Origin of the sequence: Mycobacterium heidelbergense, assembly GCF_010730745.1 — a bacterium.
In the GTDB taxonomy this organism is placed as follows: domain Bacteria; phylum Actinomycetota; class Actinomycetes; order Mycobacteriales; family Mycobacteriaceae; genus Mycobacterium; species Mycobacterium heidelbergense.
This window is the reverse complement of sequence record NZ_AP022615.1, coordinates 1,962,904-1,977,920: the sequence shown is the minus strand read 5'-3', so window position 1 is coordinate 1,977,920 and position 15,017 is coordinate 1,962,904. Positions and strand designations below refer to the sequence as shown.

General features: G+C 68.9%; 15 protein-coding genes. 10 read left to right on the top strand and 5 right to left on the bottom strand.

What is annotated here, in order from left to right; all coding sequences use genetic code 11:
- Positions 1-207: 207 nt before the first annotated feature.
- The gene (locus tag G6N25_RS09315) at positions 208-1,035 is read right to left on the bottom strand and encodes an SDR family oxidoreductase (protein WP_083072979.1); all 828 of its coding nucleotides are present in this window, start codon (positions 1,033-1,035) and stop codon (positions 208-210) included.
- Positions 1,036-1,101: 66 nt separating this feature from the next.
- Positions 1,102-2,385, bottom strand: coding sequence for a sodium:proton exchanger (locus G6N25_RS09310; RefSeq protein ID WP_372506892.1), 1,284 nt, complete (start codon positions 2,383-2,385; stop codon positions 1,102-1,104).
- 288 nt (positions 2,386-2,673) lie between these two features.
- Here G6N25_RS09310 and G6N25_RS09305 point away from each other — a divergent pair, with 288 nt between their 5' ends.
- The 3 genes from G6N25_RS09305 (at position 2,674) to G6N25_RS09295 (ending at position 5,302) form a co-directional block, all read left to right on the top strand.
- Positions 2,674-3,438, top strand: coding sequence for a DUF2127 domain-containing protein (locus G6N25_RS09305; RefSeq protein ID WP_083072977.1), 765 nt, complete (start codon positions 2,674-2,676; stop codon positions 3,436-3,438).
- A 591-nt stretch (positions 3,439-4,029) separates the two neighbouring features.
- Positions 4,030-4,494: an SRPBCC family protein gene (locus G6N25_RS09300; RefSeq protein WP_083072976.1), complete on the top strand. Its 465-nt coding sequence runs from the start codon at positions 4,030-4,032 to the stop codon at positions 4,492-4,494.
- Position 4,495: 1 nt separating this feature from the next.
- Positions 4,496-5,302 (top strand): SDR family NAD(P)-dependent oxidoreductase, encoded by an 807-nt coding sequence (locus G6N25_RS09295; RefSeq protein ID WP_083072975.1) that lies wholly within the window; start codon positions 4,496-4,498, stop codon positions 5,300-5,302.
- Positions 5,303-5,305: 3 nt separating this feature from the next.
- Here the strand turns inward: G6N25_RS09295 and G6N25_RS09290 are convergent, their stop codons facing one another.
- Positions 5,306-6,052 (bottom strand): methyltransferase domain-containing protein, encoded by a 747-nt coding sequence (locus G6N25_RS09290; protein WP_083072974.1) that lies wholly within the window; start codon positions 6,050-6,052, stop codon positions 5,306-5,308.
- 129 nt (positions 6,053-6,181) lie between these two features.
- Positions 6,182-7,567, bottom strand: coding sequence for an adenylate/guanylate cyclase domain-containing protein (locus tag G6N25_RS09285; protein WP_083072973.1), 1,386 nt, complete (start codon positions 7,565-7,567; stop codon positions 6,182-6,184).
- Between the two features lie 144 nt (positions 7,568-7,711).
- Here G6N25_RS09285 and G6N25_RS09280 point away from each other — a divergent pair, with 144 nt between their 5' ends.
- The 3 genes from G6N25_RS09280 to G6N25_RS09270 all read left to right on the top strand — a co-directional run bounded on the left by G6N25_RS09280 (position 7,712) and on the right by G6N25_RS09270 (position 10,791).
- Entirely contained in the window at positions 7,712-8,011 is a 300-nt protein-coding gene (locus tag G6N25_RS09280; RefSeq protein ID WP_142272510.1) for a CDGP domain-containing protein, read from the top strand.
- Positions 8,012-8,293: 282 nt separating this feature from the next.
- Complete coding sequence (locus G6N25_RS09275) at positions 8,294-9,391, top strand: acyl-CoA synthetase family protein (RefSeq protein WP_083072971.1); 1,098 nt, start codon at positions 8,294-8,296, stop codon at positions 9,389-9,391.
- A 35-nt stretch (positions 9,392-9,426) separates the two neighbouring features.
- Positions 9,427-10,791, top strand: coding sequence for an aldehyde dehydrogenase family protein (locus tag G6N25_RS09270; protein ID WP_083073095.1), 1,365 nt, complete (start codon positions 9,427-9,429; stop codon positions 10,789-10,791).
- Between the two features lie 53 nt (positions 10,792-10,844).
- On the opposite strand, the gene G6N25_RS09265 is transcribed toward G6N25_RS09270, so the two are convergent.
- Complete coding sequence (locus tag G6N25_RS09265; protein ID WP_083072970.1) at positions 10,845-11,591, bottom strand: cutinase family protein; 747 nt, start codon at positions 11,589-11,591, stop codon at positions 10,845-10,847.
- 238 nt (positions 11,592-11,829) lie between these two features.
- Here G6N25_RS09265 and G6N25_RS09260 point away from each other — a divergent pair, with 238 nt between their 5' ends.
- The 4 genes from G6N25_RS09260 (at position 11,830) to G6N25_RS09245 (ending at position 15,002) form a co-directional block, all read left to right on the top strand.
- Positions 11,830-12,732, top strand: coding sequence for an SDR family NAD(P)-dependent oxidoreductase (locus G6N25_RS09260; protein ID WP_083073094.1), 903 nt, complete (start codon positions 11,830-11,832; stop codon positions 12,730-12,732).
- Positions 12,729-14,327 (top strand): AMP-binding protein, encoded by a 1,599-nt coding sequence (locus G6N25_RS09255; protein ID WP_083072969.1) that lies wholly within the window; start codon positions 12,729-12,731, stop codon positions 14,325-14,327. Before G6N25_RS09260 ends, G6N25_RS09255 begins: the two co-directional genes overlap by 4 nt.
- 79 nt (positions 14,328-14,406) lie before the next feature.
- Entirely contained in the window at positions 14,407-14,649 is a 243-nt protein-coding gene (locus G6N25_RS09250) for a ribbon-helix-helix protein, CopG family (protein WP_083072968.1), read from the top strand.
- Complete coding sequence (locus tag G6N25_RS09245) at positions 14,646-15,002, top strand: type II toxin-antitoxin system PemK/MazF family toxin (RefSeq protein WP_083072967.1); 357 nt, start codon at positions 14,646-14,648, stop codon at positions 15,000-15,002. Before G6N25_RS09250 ends, G6N25_RS09245 begins: the two co-directional genes overlap by 4 nt.
- Positions 15,003-15,017: the final 15 nt, after the last annotated feature.

Sequence of the window (15,017 nt, the reverse complement as noted above, 5' to 3'; positions counted from 1 at the left end):
GGGCCGAGGTCGCGCGCCAATTCCCATGTGTCACATCGGTAACTGGCTGGCCGGCATACGACGATGTGCCCACCTCAGCGCGACAGCCGCCCTCGTTTGTCGCTCGAAGGTGGGCACAAGAGCATGTGCCCGCCACGCCGCGACGCATGTGACACACGTGACCACGACCGCGCGAACAGACCCGACGAACCTTACGGGCGAGATCGCTTACCCGCCGGAGCTTCCGGCTTTGATGGCCGCGATCACGCCGCCGTCGACGAGCAGGTCGGTACCGGTGATGAAGGACGCGTCGGGGCCAAGCAGGAACGCGGTGGCCAAGGCGATATCGTCGGGAGTTCCGACGCGGCCGGTCGCGGACATGGCGACCATCGCTCGCATGCCCTCGCCAACCGGAGAGGCGAACTCCTGCCGACCCATGGGCGTTGAGATGATGCCGGGGCTGATCGAATTGACGCGTGCGCCCCTGCGGCCCCAGTGCGCGCTGGCGGCGCGGACCCGAATGTGATTGGCCTGCTTGGCGATTCCGTAAGCGATGCTTGGCTCGGTGACCTTCTTCGGGCTGACGAACCCGAGCTCTAGCAGTTCGTGCGCCGGGGTATGAGCCAACGCGTGTTCCTGCTCGGCGGTCAGCGTCGGGAAGATGTGCCCGGCCATGCTGGCGATGACGACGCCCGCGCCGCCCGGCGCGACAACTTCGCCGAATTCGTCCAGCACCAGTGCGGTGCCCACGAGGTCCACGGCCAGGATCGCCTCGGCCGACGCCTGCGATGGGGACAGCCCCGCGGTGTGTGCCACCCGTGTGACGGCGCCGAGCGAAGCCGCGTGCTCGGCGAGCTTGCGCACGGATCCGGGCGACGCGACGTCGACGCTACGGCTTTCGACGTAATGGCCGTCCGCGGCCAGCGATTCGGTGACCGACGCCAGCGTCTCGTCGTCGTGGTCGGCCAGCAGCACTGTCTTGCCGGAGCCCAGCCGCCGGGCGATCGCCTGTCCCATGCCGCCCACGCCGATGACGGTCAACACTTCCCGGGTCATTGGCGCTCCAAATCCGTGGGCTTGCTGGTCAAATCGGGATGTTATACGGCGCCACCACCCCGCGAGTCAGGCGCCGTCCTCGGCATGGGGGTGACCGCCGTGACGGATCGCCGTCCCGACGAACGGTGCCCGCACGGTGGCAATCAGGTAGCGGCGGTTGCTGATCAGCCCCGCGGCGGCCACCGCCGTGTAGATCCCGCAGAGCGCCAGCCGTCCGTGCGTCGAGACCATCGGGAATTGGACGACGAACAAGCCGAGCAGCGCCCACGCGGCGGCCCGCCGGAACCGCAGCCCCAGGATCAGCGCGACGCCCATCAGGGTCTGGGTGGCCGTGAGCAGCACTTCCTCGATCTGGCGGGAGTCGAGCGCCAGGGAGGATCCGCCGCCGCCGAGCAGGTGGGCGACCGGCAGCGACCCGATCAGCAGCGTCCACTGGTTGACCTTGGAGGAGATCAGCGTGGCGATGGCCGCGGTGCCCTTGCCGCGGGTGGCGAAGATGACGGCGATGATGAACTCGGGGGCCTCGGAGGCCAGCGGGGCAAGCCACTGAACCAGCAGGAACCGGTCGACGCCCAGCTCCGTACCCGCGGCGACCAGGTTGTCGGCAAAGGGCTTGGCGCACAGCAGTATCACGGCGCCCGAAGCGACGAAGAGACCGACAACGGCGACGCGCCGGCCGCGGTCGGGCAGCTCCCCGAGCGCGGCGGCGGTGCCGATGAGCTCGGGCTCCTCCACCTCGCCGTGACCGACCTTGTAGAGGTAGAAGCCGAACCAGGCCAGCAGCGCCAGCCCCAGCGCAAGGTGGATTTCGCCGCTCGCCGGAATGACGAACGCGACCACACCGGCAATCAGCAGGAACCCGAGTTCGACCCGATTGGCGGGCTCCAGCGCCAAGCCGGCGGGTTTGCCGGCGCCGGCCTTCCGCGCCACGACGATGCTGACCAACACCACGACCGGCCAGCCCAGGCCCATCAGCAACCGGTTGGACCCGGTCATGTTGGCGGCCGCGTACTGCGTGTAATCCGCGTTGTGGCCGGACACGTACGCGTAGTAGAGGTCGACGGCGTACTCGGGCAGGACCGCGACCAATGCGAGTACCGCGATCGCCAGCCCGCCGGAGACGTCGATCTGGGCGGCCTCGGCGGCCCACGCCAGCAGGAAACTGGCCGCCACCACCGCGGCCCCGAAGACCAGCAGGGCGGCGACGGGGTCCAGACGCGGCCCGGCGATCCGGACCCCCATCGCCGGGGCGATGAACGTCGCGGTGATCAGCGCCGAACGGATCAGCGTGAGCCGCCGCGCCCGTGCTCTCGTCGACGTTGTGGCAACGGGCCCGTCTGTGGCCAGCATCGTCATCCTTCAACTCATCGAGGGGTGCCGGTCATTGGTGACCACTTCGGCCTCAAGGTACCCGCGAAACCGCAAGCCAGCAACGTTGTGGCCGGGCAAAGCGGAGGCGCGTCGGATCCCGTCTTTGCTGGCTACACGCGGCGACCCGAAAAGTTCGGGCGGGCTGATCTGAAACTTTGGCAAACCTTTCCGAACGGTTCCGGTCGCCGCAGCGCGCGTCCCCTTGCGTTCGTCGCCGCCCGCACTGAATGATCGGCACGTCCCAATGTCCAAGGAGCGCAGGCGGCCATGCACCGAGATCGCGGCATCAACCGTTGGGAATTGGTCACCTGCGCTTTCGCCGGACACGCCACCTATGCGCCCGACGAGAAGGCACTCGCCGACCGGCTCAGCGGGACCACCGCGCTGGGCGAAGCGTGGCGCTGCCTGCGCTGCGGCGAATTCATCGTGGGCGAGCCGCGCGCCGGCGGTCGCGCCGACAACGCGCCGATGATCCTGCGCGGCAAGGCATTACGCCAGGCCTTCATCATCCGCACTCTCGCAGTCGAGCGCCTGTTCAGGGCGGTGGTGATCGCGATCGCGGCGTACGCGGTGTGGAAGTTTCGCGGCGCGCGGGGAGCCATCCAGGCCACCCTGGACCGCGACCTGCCGATCTTCCGCGCCGCCGGATTCAAGGTCGATCAGATGACGGCGGTGCAGGAGCTGGAAAAGGCGCTGGCCGCCAAGCCGTCGACGTTGGCCCTGCTGACCTTGATGCTGGCCGCCTACGCGCTGCTCGAGGTCGTCGAGGGCGCCGGCTTGTGGTTGCTCAAGCGCTGGGGCGAGTACTTCGCGGTGGTGGCCACCTCGGTCTTCCTGCCGCTGGAGGTCCATGACCTGCTCAAGGGCATCACGATGACCCGCGTGGTCACCTTCACGATCAATGTGGCCGCCGTGCTGTACCTGCTGTTCTCGAAACGGCTGTTCGGACTGCGGGGCGGCCGCAAGGCCTACGACGAGGAGCGCCGCGGTGAGCAGCTTCTCGACGTCGAGCGCGCCGCGTCGAAGGCCTGATACGCGTGGATAGCGCCGCGGGGGAATAACAACAGGTTTGTGATGCGTTGGTCCGCAGTACCGGGCATGTGCCTCACGCCACAACACCACTTTTCGCGACGTTTACCGCGGCGCGGCACGCCCGTAAAACGGCCGCGGTGCAATTCAATGAGTCGGCTCACCGGCCGAACGGACAAGGGATTTCAAAACCATGGCAACACTGCAGGCCTGGATCAACCAAAACCCGACAAACCGCGACGTGGTGGCCCCAATCAAGGCGCGCGCCTGCGGCGCGTTACAGGCCGTGCTGGGGAGCAGGCCTCGTCACGTACGATCCGACGCGCGAATCATGCGCAGGGGTGTCGAGCGCTGCTGACGGCGCTGTTAAAGGCCTGTCCGAAGGGCAGATCCCCGTCTTCTGACGGTGGGTCAAGCAGGCCGTTAGGCCTCACCCAAAAATGGGCTTGGTGCACTTCGGACAGGCCACCGGGTCATCCCCGGCAAGACCACGATGGCACCCCGCGGGCAACGCTTCGACGGCCAAAGGTCCTCAACTCCTCGGCCCAAGGTCACTCCCGCGCCCACCCGCGGGCGGCGTGCTTGGATAATGACATGGAAGCCGAACCCCCAGAACGCATCGTGAGCGCCACCCGCGTGATGTCCGCCAGCGCTGACAGGATTTTCGAACTGATCGCCGACCCGTCCCGCCAGCCGAGCTGGGACGGCAACAACAACCTCGCGTCGTCCGCTCCGGGGCAGCGCGTCCACCGGATCGGTGACGTGTTCACAACGACGTTGACCAACGGTGCCGTCCGGGAGAACCACGTCGTGGAATTCATCGAAGGCAGCAAGATCGCCTGGCGCCCGGCGGAGCCCAAAAGGCAGCCGCCCGGCCACCTCTGGCGCTGGGAACTCAGCCCGATCAACGCGACGCTCACCAGCGTGACCCACACCTACGACTGGACGGCGCTGACCGACAGTACCCGGCTGGCCAGAGCCCGTTCCACGACGCCCGAGATGCTGCGCGAATCGATGGACCGGCTCGCCGCGCTCGCCCAAGCCGTCGACGGGGGCTAGCATGACCCTTCCGCCGCCAGGCGCCGACCGCGCTGCCATCGTCACCGGCGCGTCGTCGGGCATCGGCGAACAGTTCGCCGAAATACTTTCCCGGCGCGGCTATCGGGTGGTGCTGGTGGCCCGCAGCGCCGACCGCCTCGAAGCGCTCGCCGGGCGGCTGGGCCCGCAAGCGCACCCGCTGCCGGCGGACCTGTCTGACCGAACCGCGCGGGCCGGCCTGGTGGACCGCGTCGCGGCTCTCGGCCTGGTCCCCGACATCCTGGTCAACAACGCCGGGTTCTCCACGCTCGGATTGGTCGCCAAATCCGTTCCCGAGCACGAAGTCAACCTGATCGAGGTCGATGTGGCCGCCGTGGTGGATCTGTGCAGCCGGTTCCTGCCGGGAATGGTCGACCGGCATCGGGGCGCCGTGCTGAACGTAGCGTCGATTGCCGGGTTCGGTCCCCTACCGGGTCAGGCGGCGTACGGCGCCGCCAAGGCGTTCGTGTTGTCCTACACGCACAGCTTGCGCGGTGAACTGCGCGGCACCGGCGTCAGCGCGACCGCGCTGTGTCCGGGGCCGGTGGACACCGGATTTGGCGAGGCCGCCGGCTTCTCCAAGGAGGAGGCCGAATCGGCCCTGCCGCGTGTGATGTGGATTCCCGCCGACAAGGTGGCGCGGGCGGGAATCGAGGGGCTTGCGACCGGCAAGGCCGTCGTCGTCCCGGGTCGCGTCAACCGGATCGCCGCCGCCTTCTTCCGGGTCGCGCCGCCCGAACTGCTGTTGCCGGTGCTGGCGCGCAGCCATCCGGCTTTAAAAAGGGACTGACACTCAGCCCTTTTTGCCGCGCACCCACTGCAACGTGCCGTGGTTCTTGACCCGCACGCTGACGAATCCGTTGCGTTCCAGGATGTCGCCGATTTCGTCGTCGTCGAACACATGCGCCCCGACATTCGGCAGTTTCTGCCAAATCCGGGCGGCACGCCCGACGGTGGGGACCATGATGGCCAGCCTTCCGCCCGGTCGCAGCACCCGCGCCATCTCGGCGAGCGCGGCCGCCGGGTTGGGAATCAGTTGCAGCACGGCGGTGGAGACCACCGCGTCGACGGTGTCGTCGCGCAGCGGAAGCCGTTGTGCGTCGGCCCTGATGAAGCCGACCTGTGGCCCCGCCTCGTTGCGCACGGCGCGTGCCAGCATGGGCTCGGAGATGTCGACGCCCAGGGCCAGTCCATCCGGCCCGGCCGCGCGTGCCAGCGACGCGGTGACGTTGCCCGGGCCCGACCCGACGTCCAGCGCCACGCCGCCCGGTGGGATGTTCAACCACTCGATGGGCGTTTGCCATGCGCCGACCAGCCGGCGCGAGAGGGCCTGGGCGTTGTCGTAGAGCATCGACCCGATCGGTGATGCCCACGCCGCCTGTATCGGGCCGGTGTTTTTCGCGACGGCGTCCGGCCCGTCCGATCCGGGGCCGAGCAGGTCGAGATAGCCCTTGGTCACGTCCGGATCCGCCGGTGGATCAGCAAGCAGATCCAGCGCTCGGCGTAACGCGGGCGGCAGCGAGATGTGCACGTCGGTCACGCATACTCCTTCGATCAAAAACCAAGCTGTACACCGAAATCGAACGGGGAGCCGCGGCGTCGGCGGTCCCTGAAAGGCAGCCTACGCCGAGCGGTCCGGCGCCTCGACCCGCCCAAAATGTGGCCTTCGTTAACGCTTGACGACCGCGCGCTCGCGTACCAGGGCGCACAATCGCCACTGGCCCGGCACGCCCTTGAGCGCGCTTTCGCCGCGGTCATCGAACCGGTGGCGCGATCCGGTGACGATGTCACGCACCGTCGAGGACACCAGGACCTCGCTGGGGCCCGCCAGTGCCGCGACGCGCGCACCGATGTGCACGGCCATGCCCGCGACGTCACTTTTCGAGGCGCCGCGCACCTCGACTTCGCCCGCGTGGATGCCCACCCGCACCTCGATGCCGAGCACGCGTACCGCGTCGACGATGGCGTCGGCGCAGGCGATCGCCGCGCTCGGGCTGCTGAAGGTCGCGACGAATCCGTCTCCGGCCGTGTTGACTTCGCGCCCACCGAATCGCTGGAGTGCGTGGCGCACGAGGGTGTCGTGGTTGTCCAACAGGTCACGCCACCGATCGTCGCCGAGCTCGGCGGCGCGCTCGGTGGAGCCGACGATGTCGGTGAACACGATCGTGGTGAGCAGCCGCTCGGCATCGGAGCCGCCGCGCACGCCGGTGATGAACTCCTCGATCTCGTCGAGCATCGGCCCGGTGTTGCCGACCCAGTACAGGGTGTCTTCGCCCGGTAGCTCCACCAACTGCGACCCGGCGATGCGCTCGGCGAGGTAATGACCGTGCGCGACGGGGGTGAAGCCGGAGTCGGTGCGATGCAAGATCAGCGTCGGGGCGGTGATGCGCGGCAGCGTGTCGCGCACGTCGGCCTGCCGGATCGTCATGATCATTGCGCGGGCCATGCTGGGCGAGGCGGCGCGGTTGCCGGCCGTGTCCCACCAGGTGCGGAACGCGTCGTCGCGGGCGACGCTGGGCGCGATGATGCCCAGCATGTCGAAGCCCTGATCGACGGCGTCCGGGTCGACCGCGATGGTCGTGTACGGGTCGAGGGTGTCGATCTGGGCGCCCATCGGGTAGTCCGGGGCGTACAAGGTGCGGGCGGCGCCGTTGATGATCACCAAGCTGCTCACCCGTTCGGGGTACTCGGCCGCCAGCACGAGCCCGGTCATCGAGGTGAAGCCTGGTGCCACAATCGTCGCGCGCTCGCATCCCACGGCGTTCATGACCCCGATGACGTCCTTGGCCCAGAATTTCGGCCCGATCACGTCCACCGAGGGAACGCGGGACGACAGCCCGATCCCGCGCTGGTCGAGCCGGATCACCCTTGCGAACGACGCCAGCCGTCGATGAAAGCGGTACATCGACGGCTCGGCGTCGACCGAGTCGATCGGAATCGAGGGCCCGGGAAGCAGCAGCAGGTCGATCGGCCCATCGCCGAACACTTGGTAGGCGATGTCCGTGTCGCCACAACTGGCGTATCGGGTTCGTGGTGTGCCAGAAAACCCAGCCACGACTATCAGGCTAATTCAGGGCACCGACAAGTCGAACCCGGCTCGTCGACGCACTCGCGGCGGCGGAGGATCTTCGGCGGCTGTGCCACCTTCTGACGCGTCACTCGAGTGGCACGCTGAGAACCAGTGTCGTAACCTCCATCAATGAAAAGCGTGATGGCGGGACTTGCGGCATCGGCAATGGTCGGCGGACTGGTGGGCGTGGGCGTCGGGCTGGCACCCGCGGCATCGGCGGGGTGTCAGTCCACCGCCCCTTTCGAATCGTATTGCGACTTTCCGGTTCAGCCCAACGGATCCTGGCAGCGATGTCACGAGCAACCCGGAGGGCCGATCAGTGACGGCCGTGTCCTGGGCGAAGCCGCGCCGCTGGAGGAATGCTTCCGGGTGGACCCGAGCCTGCCCTGGCCTGACAATGACGTCGGGCCGCACTACCACATCGACTAGGCGCCGATGCCGACCTGCATGCCCGGGACCGTCAGGGACAACACCTGGATGTCGATGCCGGCGCCGTCCATCTCCGGAATGAAAAACGCTTCCTCCAAGGCGATGTAACGCATCGATCTTCCGCGCCGTCGTCGCGGGTGCTTTCGCCTTCGGCTCTGCACCAGGATGGCGTTGGTGTCGCGGGCAATTCGCCGGAGGGTGGGCCAGCGTTCAACCTCTGTATGCCGCGGCGGGCCCGGGCGTGCCTGGCGGGCCCGTCGGGTATCCGCCAGGATCGACGGCATGGGCGATTTTTCGCTGTTGGACGTCCCCAGGGCGGTGCCGGTCGAAGACCCCGAGGCCTACCTGCGCGCGGCGATCGCCTGGCACTTCGGCGCGGACACCGGCTGCGCGTTCTGGCTGCGGACCGTCCGGACCCTGGGCTTCGATCCGTTGACCGACGTCAAGACCTTCGCGGACCTGCGCTTGTTTCCCAACCTCGTCAACGAGCTGCGCGGCGTGCCGGTCGAAGATCTCATTCCCCGGGGATATGGATCCCCGGGATCCCGGCCGCCGGTGCCCCGGATATTCGAATCGGGCGGCACCACCGGCGCTCCGAAACGGACTGTGCAGATGCCGGATTGGGTCGCGCAGGTCGTCGACTGGCAAACCGAGGATTTCGCCGCGGGTGGCTTCGCGCAAGGCCGGGGCTTCCTGTGCCTGATGCCCGGTGGCCCGCACGGCGTCGGCTACTTCTCCCGCGTGGTCTCCGAGCGGCTGGGCGCGATCTTCCACGCGATCGACATCGACCCCCGCTGGGTGAAAAAGGTCGCCGCGCGCAACGCGGCCGCCGAAGTGGCCGCCTACCTCGACCACGTCATCGAGCAGGCCGTCTTCGTCCTGCGGACGCAGAACGTGGCCAACCTGCACACGACGCCGCCCGTGCTCGAGGCCATCGCGCGCAACGACCACGTCGTGGATTTGGTGAACGACAAGATCCGCTACCTGTTGCTCAGCGGCGCGCATGTGGATGCCGACACGCTCGACCTGCTGCGCGAGATCTTCCCGGACACGACGATCACCGCGGCCTTCGGCAGCACCATGGTGTTGTCGCAGGCGGTCACCCGAACCACCGACGGCGGCTCCTTCGTCTTCGACCCGCGGACACCCTACGTGGTGTTCTGGGTGGTCGATCCCGACACCGGCGAACGAGTGCCCTACGGGCGGCGGGGCCGGGTGGTGATGAACCACATCAGCAAGGGAATGTTCATACCGAACAACCTGGAACGCGACCTGGCGATCCGGGTGCCCGGACCGGCCGGGCAGCTCAGCGATTCCGTCAGCGAGGTGCGGCCGGTGACCACCTTCGAGGGTGAGGCCGTCATCGAAGGCGTGTACTGACGATGGGACACCAACGCCTCGGTGTCACAACCGATTTGGTGTGCCTCGACGCGCTCGGCGCGGGCGGCGAATACCGGACACGCAACCGCGAAGTGATCATGAGCACCGTCGGCGTCGCGGTCGCCGAGCTGAGTATCGTTCCGCCGCTGTATGTTTCGCGGACCATCAGCGCGCAACGCAGGGTCCGGCCGCTACCGCTCGCCCGGCGCGAAGCGGCGCTCGCCGGCGCGGCCGACGCCTTCGCCACCGCCGTCATAGGCGGGCTGGACTTCGAGGGCTATGTGCGCCTGGCCAGCCGCATATCCGGGCTGCCGATCGCGGTCACCCGCGCCGGGGCGCGCGGCGTGGCCACCGCCGTCGCCTCGGCATTCGATGCGGTGCGACCGGCCCGGCCGGCGGGCGCCGCGCTCGACTGGCGCGAGCAGCGCAGCGGCACCGGCGGCGCGGTGTGGGTGCGGCGCGGCGAGGTATTCGCGGTGCACGCGGCCGGCAACGGCCCGGGCGTGCACGGGTTGTGGCCCCAGGCGCTCGCGCTGGGCTACCGGGTGGCGGTGCGGCCGTCGCGCCGCGAGCCGCTGACCGCGCACCGGCTGGTGAACGCCCTGCGCCAGTCGGGATTTCGCCCCGAGGACGCCGTCTATTTGCCCACCGACCACGGCGGCGCCGACGAGATCATCCGGTCGGCCGACCTCGCGATGGTGTACGGCGGCCAGGACGTGGTGGACAAGTACGCCGACGATCCGACGGTGACGGTGAACGGGCCGGGGCGCGCCAAGATCCTGATCACGGCCGACCGGGATTGGCGAGACCACATCGACCTCGTCGTCGACTCGATCGCCGACCTGGGCGGAATGGCGTGTGTCAACGCCACCGCGGTGCTGTACGAGGGTGACCCCGCCCCGTTAGCCCGCGCGATCGCCGAGCGGTTGGCGACGATCCGGCCGCTGCCCGCCGAGGACGAGCGGGCGATCCTGCCCACCCAACCGCTCGACAAGGCGCGGGCGCTGGCGGACTACCTTGCGGTCAAGGCCGCGGGAACGACGCCGTTGCTGGGCGCCGATCAGGTGGTCGCCGCCCTGGGGGACGGCTACGCCGCGCTGCGTCCGGCTGTGCACGCGCTGGCCGAGCCCGAGGTCGACAAGCTCAACGCCGAATTGCCGTTTCCGTGCGTGTGGGTGTCGCCGTGGTCGCGCGGCGCCGGCCTGGAGCCACTGCGGCATTCGCTGGTTGTCACCGCGATCACGGGCGACGAGGAGTTGATCGACGACCTGCTCGCCGAACCGACCATCGGCAACGTCTACCGCGGCCGGCACCCGACCTTCCATACGGCACCGGAAATCCCGCACGACGGGTTCCTGGCGGACCACCTGATGCGCAACAAAGGCTTCATCGCCGGCTGAGCGCCCGGGCCCGGATCGTCGAGCGGCCACCGCCTCGGTCGGCGCTCGACGGCTCAGCTGCCGAAGCCTCCGCCCGGGGACGCGACGACCGTCGTGGGGGTACCGGGGCCTTCGCCGAGGCGGCTGGCGGCGAAGGCGGCGCCCTTGTCGACCATGGCGCCGTCGGAGGCGTACGTGTCGTGTGCGGCGAAGTTCATTCCGTCGGAGCAGACGGGGTCCTCGGGCGCGCAGACCTTGATGGTCTTGGGTTGGTAGAGCGGGCCGATGGCGACCGGGGGCTCGTTGAGGAAGTTCATTGCGCGGAGGTTGGGCATGCCGAAGAGCACGACGGACGAGACGTGGTTGGCGACTTCGGGGTCGAGGGGTCTGGGGACGGTCGCGGGGTCGATTCCGTCGGGGACGGCGGCGGAGGTGACAAAGCCCATGACGGCGGCGCCTTGGGAGTAGCCGCCGAGGACCATCTTGGTGTTGGGGCAGTCGTGGGCCATCGACAGGACGTGGGCGCCGGCGTCCCGGATGCCGTCCAGGCCGGTGTCCCAGTCGTTGCTGGCGGGGTAGTTGACCGGATACACGTCGAGCGACTTTGCGCCGATGCGTGGGCGCAGGGTGTCCACGAAGGCCTGGCCGGTGGGGCCGACGCCCGGGGGCTCGCCGGTGCCGCGGGCGAAGACCACCTGCACGTCGGGGCACGGCTGAGCCGAAGCGGACGGAATGGCGGGACCGGGAAGGGCCCAAGCGCTAAGGCCCCATGCCGCGACCACCGCAGGACCAAGGAAACGAGGGAGATGACGTGCGATCATGCCGCAAAAGTGCCCATGCATACGGTTGCCTAAACAGTGATTTTTCTGGCAATTATTGCAGGCTCGTAAAGAACGTGTCCGCCCCACCGAGCGGGTCGAGACTACGGCCGTTCGGACCCGGGTGTCAACGCCGGGCCGACGGACGGGACCGGACGCCGATGTGGTCTGCTGGCTGCAGCCCGATTCGAGGCACACGGTCGAGCCCGAGTAGCACTTCGGAGTGAATGCGACAGTGAGCGTGAACGCGATAGCACAGGCCTTTGCGCGGCCCTTGGCCGCGGCCACCGACCGGTTGGCCAACCCGGCCCGGATCTCGGATCCCGACAGGCTGCGCGGCGCCGTTGCCGGCAAGACCGCGCTGGTGACCGGCGCGTCCTACGGAATCGGCGAGGCCACGGCCCGCAAATTGGCCGCCGCGGGGGCGACCGTGCTGGTCGTTGCCCGGTCGGCCGAAAAGTTGGACGACCTCGCGGCGGCGATCACCGCGGGCGGCGGTCGAGCCGTCGCCTACCCGACCGATCTCACCGACGAGGCGGCCGTCGGCGAGCTGACGAAGCGGATCGGCGAGAACCACGGCCCGCCCGACATCATCGTGAGCAACGCCGGCAAGTCGTTGCGCCGCTCGCTGCATCACCAGTACGACCGCCCGCAGGACTTTCGGCGCACCATCGACATCAATTATCTAGGACCGATCTGGTTGCTGCTGGGCCTGCTGCCGGCCATGCGCGAGCGCGGCGGCGGGCACATCGTGAACGTTTCGAGCGTCGGCGTGCGTGTGGTGCCCGGTCCGCAATGGGGCGCCTACCAGGCCTCCAAGGGGGCTTTCGATCTGTGGCTGCGCAGCGTGGCACCGGAATTGCACGCCGACGGCGTCGACGTCACGTCGGTCTACTTCGCGCTGGTGCGAACCCGGATGATCGCACCCACGCCGATTCTGGGCCGGCTTCCCGGCTTGTCCGCGGACGAGGCGGCCGACGCGATCGCCAAAGCGGTCATCGAGCGGCCCCGCGCGAACGAGCCGCCCTGGGTGTGGCCGGCCGAGCTGGCCTCGGTGCTACTGGCCGGGCCCGCCGATCGCGCGGCGCGGCTGTGGCACCGCCGCCTGTTCGCCGGTTCCGATGGCCGTGAGGCCCGACGATGACGACCGGCGGGGTGGTCGCCACGACGGCCCGGGCTCTGCTGCGCTCCGGACTGCTGAGTCCGCCGTCCCCGGCCGCGGGGTTGCGGCTGATTCGCGAGGCGCGCCGGTGCGGCACGAATCCCTACACCCTGTTGGCGGTCACGGTGGCCCGGTGGCCGGACCGCGCCGCGATAGTCGATGACGACGGCGCCCTGAGCTACCGCGAGCTCCGGGCGGGGACCGAATCCGTTGCCCGCGAGTTGTCCCGCGCCGGGGTTGGACCCGGCCACGCGGTGGGGGTCATGTGCCGCAATGGACGCGGCTTCGTCACGGCGTTCTTCGCCGCGGCTCTGGCGGGCGCCGACGTTGTGCTCGTCAACACGGACTTCCGCGCCGACGCGTTGGCGGCCGCGCTGAGCGCGCATCGGATCACGACGATGGTCGCCGACGACGAATTCGCCGAGCGGGTGCGAACCGCCGCCCGCGAGGCCGAGGCGCCGGTCGTCGTCGTCGACCCGGCGAAAGCCAAGGCGGCCGAAGGGGATTCGCGACCCTTGGGACCGGGGGTGGCCGCGCCCGGCCGGATCGTGCTGCTCACGTCGGGCACCACCGGCAAGCCCAAGGGCGTGCCGCGCACGCCCCGGCTGCGCTCGGCGGTGGGCGTCTGGGTGACGATCCTCGATCGCACCCGCCTGCCTGCCGGGTCGCGAATCTCGGTGGCAATGCCGATGTTTCACGGGCTTGGGCTCGGCATGGTGATGCTGACGGTGGCCCTCGGCGGCACGGTGCTGACCCATCGCCACTTCGATGCCGAAGCCGCGCTCGCGCAGGCGTCGCTGCATCGCGCCGACGCCTTCACGGCGGTTCCGGTCGTGCTCGCGCGCATCCTCGACCTGCCCGAGCGGGTGCGGGCGCGAAACCCGTTGCCGTACCTGCGGGTGGTGCTCTCCAGCGGGGACCGGCTCGATCCCACCCTCGGGCAACGGTTCATGGACGCCTACGGCGACATCCTCTACAACGGCTACGGCTCCACCGAGGTCGGCATCGGCGCCCTCGCGACGCCGGCCGACCTGCGGGACGCTCCCGAAACGGTCGGAAAACCCGTCGCCGGCTGCCCGGTGCGCATTTTCGACAAGAACGACCGACCCGTCGGCCCGCGCGTCACCGGACGCGTCTTCGTCGGCGGCGGGCTGGCCGGCGAGGGATACACCGGCGGCCCGGTTGTGGGGGAGGCCAGGGCCGTTCTCGGCGACATGACCGGCACGGGAGACATGGGCTATCTCGATAACGCGGGGCGGCTCTACATCGTCGGGCGCGAAGACGACATGATCATCTCCGGCGGGGAGAACGTCTATCCGCGCGCGGTCGAGAACGCGCTCGCCGAGCACCCCGACGTCGCCGACAATGCGGTGATCGGCGTCCCCGACGAACGGTTCGGCCATCGGCTGGCCGCGTTCGTCGTCCCGCGGCGGGACAGCCGCATCGATGCGTCGGCGTTGCGGGATTACCTGAAGGGCAAGGTCTCTCGCTTCGAGCAGCCCAGAGACATCCACATCGTCGGCGACATTCCGCGCAACCCCGCCGGCAAGGTCGTGCGCAAGGAGCTATCGACCTGAGGGCATGACCTCCCAGCGCCCGTGCCCTGGCCGTGACACGATCGGCAGTGTAATACATGGGCGTGTTACGATGTCGTGTATGGCAGAGACCCTGACGATCCGGCTGGACGCCGACACCCGGGCGGTACTCGAGGCGGCGGCTCGTAAGCAAGGCAAGGGACTGAGCGCATTCATTCGAGAGATGGCCGAAGCCGCGGCACGGCAGGCGCGGCGGGAGACGATTCGAGCAGACGGAGATCGAGTGATGGCTCACCTGGCCAAGCACCCCGAAGCACGAAGCGAACTCGATGAGTTTGGGACGCCGCTAGCCGACCTGCCGTGAGTCGGCACGCGGCCGGCAGCATCGTGGTAGTTGATTGGCGGGGCGGTGCATTGCCACACGAACCCGGCAGGCTGCGTCCCGCAGTCGTCGTCGAGGACCACGAGTTATTTCCGGACGAATATCCGAACGTGCTGGTAGTCCCGTTGACCCGCGATGAGGGACTGGCGCACAGGTCGTTCGCCGAGCGCATCGATCCGACGGTCCAAAACGGAGTGGATGCGACGTGTTGGGCATTGGCCCACCACGTCACCAGCGTGTCGCTGCGACGCGTCAACCCCACCGACTCGCGGATTACCGCGGTGCAGTTGGCGAGCATCCGCGAACGCATCATGCTCTCGATAGGCGTCACCTGACACTGGCGACTGAGC

Excerpts from the sequence above, each read along its gene's own strand:
- G6N25_RS09315 (WP_083072979.1), bottom strand. The coding sequence starts at position 1,035 with ATGACCCGGGAAGTGTTGACCGTCATCGGCGTGGGCGGCATGGGACAG.
- G6N25_RS09310 (WP_372506892.1), bottom strand. The coding sequence starts at position 2,385 with ATGCTGGCCACAGACGGGCCCGTTGCCACAACGTCGACGAGAGCACGG.
- G6N25_RS09305 (WP_083072977.1), top strand. The coding sequence starts at position 2,674 with ATGCACCGAGATCGCGGCATCAACCGTTGGGAATTGGTCACCTGCGCT.
- G6N25_RS09300 (WP_083072976.1), top strand. The coding sequence starts at position 4,030 with ATGGAAGCCGAACCCCCAGAACGCATCGTGAGCGCCACCCGCGTGATG.
- G6N25_RS09295 (WP_083072975.1), top strand. The coding sequence starts at position 4,496 with ATGACCCTTCCGCCGCCAGGCGCCGACCGCGCTGCCATCGTCACCGGC.
- G6N25_RS09280 (WP_142272510.1), top strand. The coding sequence starts at position 7,712 with ATGAAAAGCGTGATGGCGGGACTTGCGGCATCGGCAATGGTCGGCGGA.
- G6N25_RS09275 (WP_083072971.1), top strand. The coding sequence starts at position 8,294 with ATGGGCGATTTTTCGCTGTTGGACGTCCCCAGGGCGGTGCCGGTCGAA.
- G6N25_RS09265 (WP_083072970.1), bottom strand. The coding sequence starts at position 11,591 with ATGATCGCACGTCATCTCCCTCGTTTCCTTGGTCCTGCGGTGGTCGCG.
- G6N25_RS09255 (WP_083072969.1), top strand. The coding sequence starts at position 12,729 with ATGACGACCGGCGGGGTGGTCGCCACGACGGCCCGGGCTCTGCTGCGC.
- G6N25_RS09250 (WP_083072968.1), top strand. The coding sequence starts at position 14,407 with ATGGCAGAGACCCTGACGATCCGGCTGGACGCCGACACCCGGGCGGTA.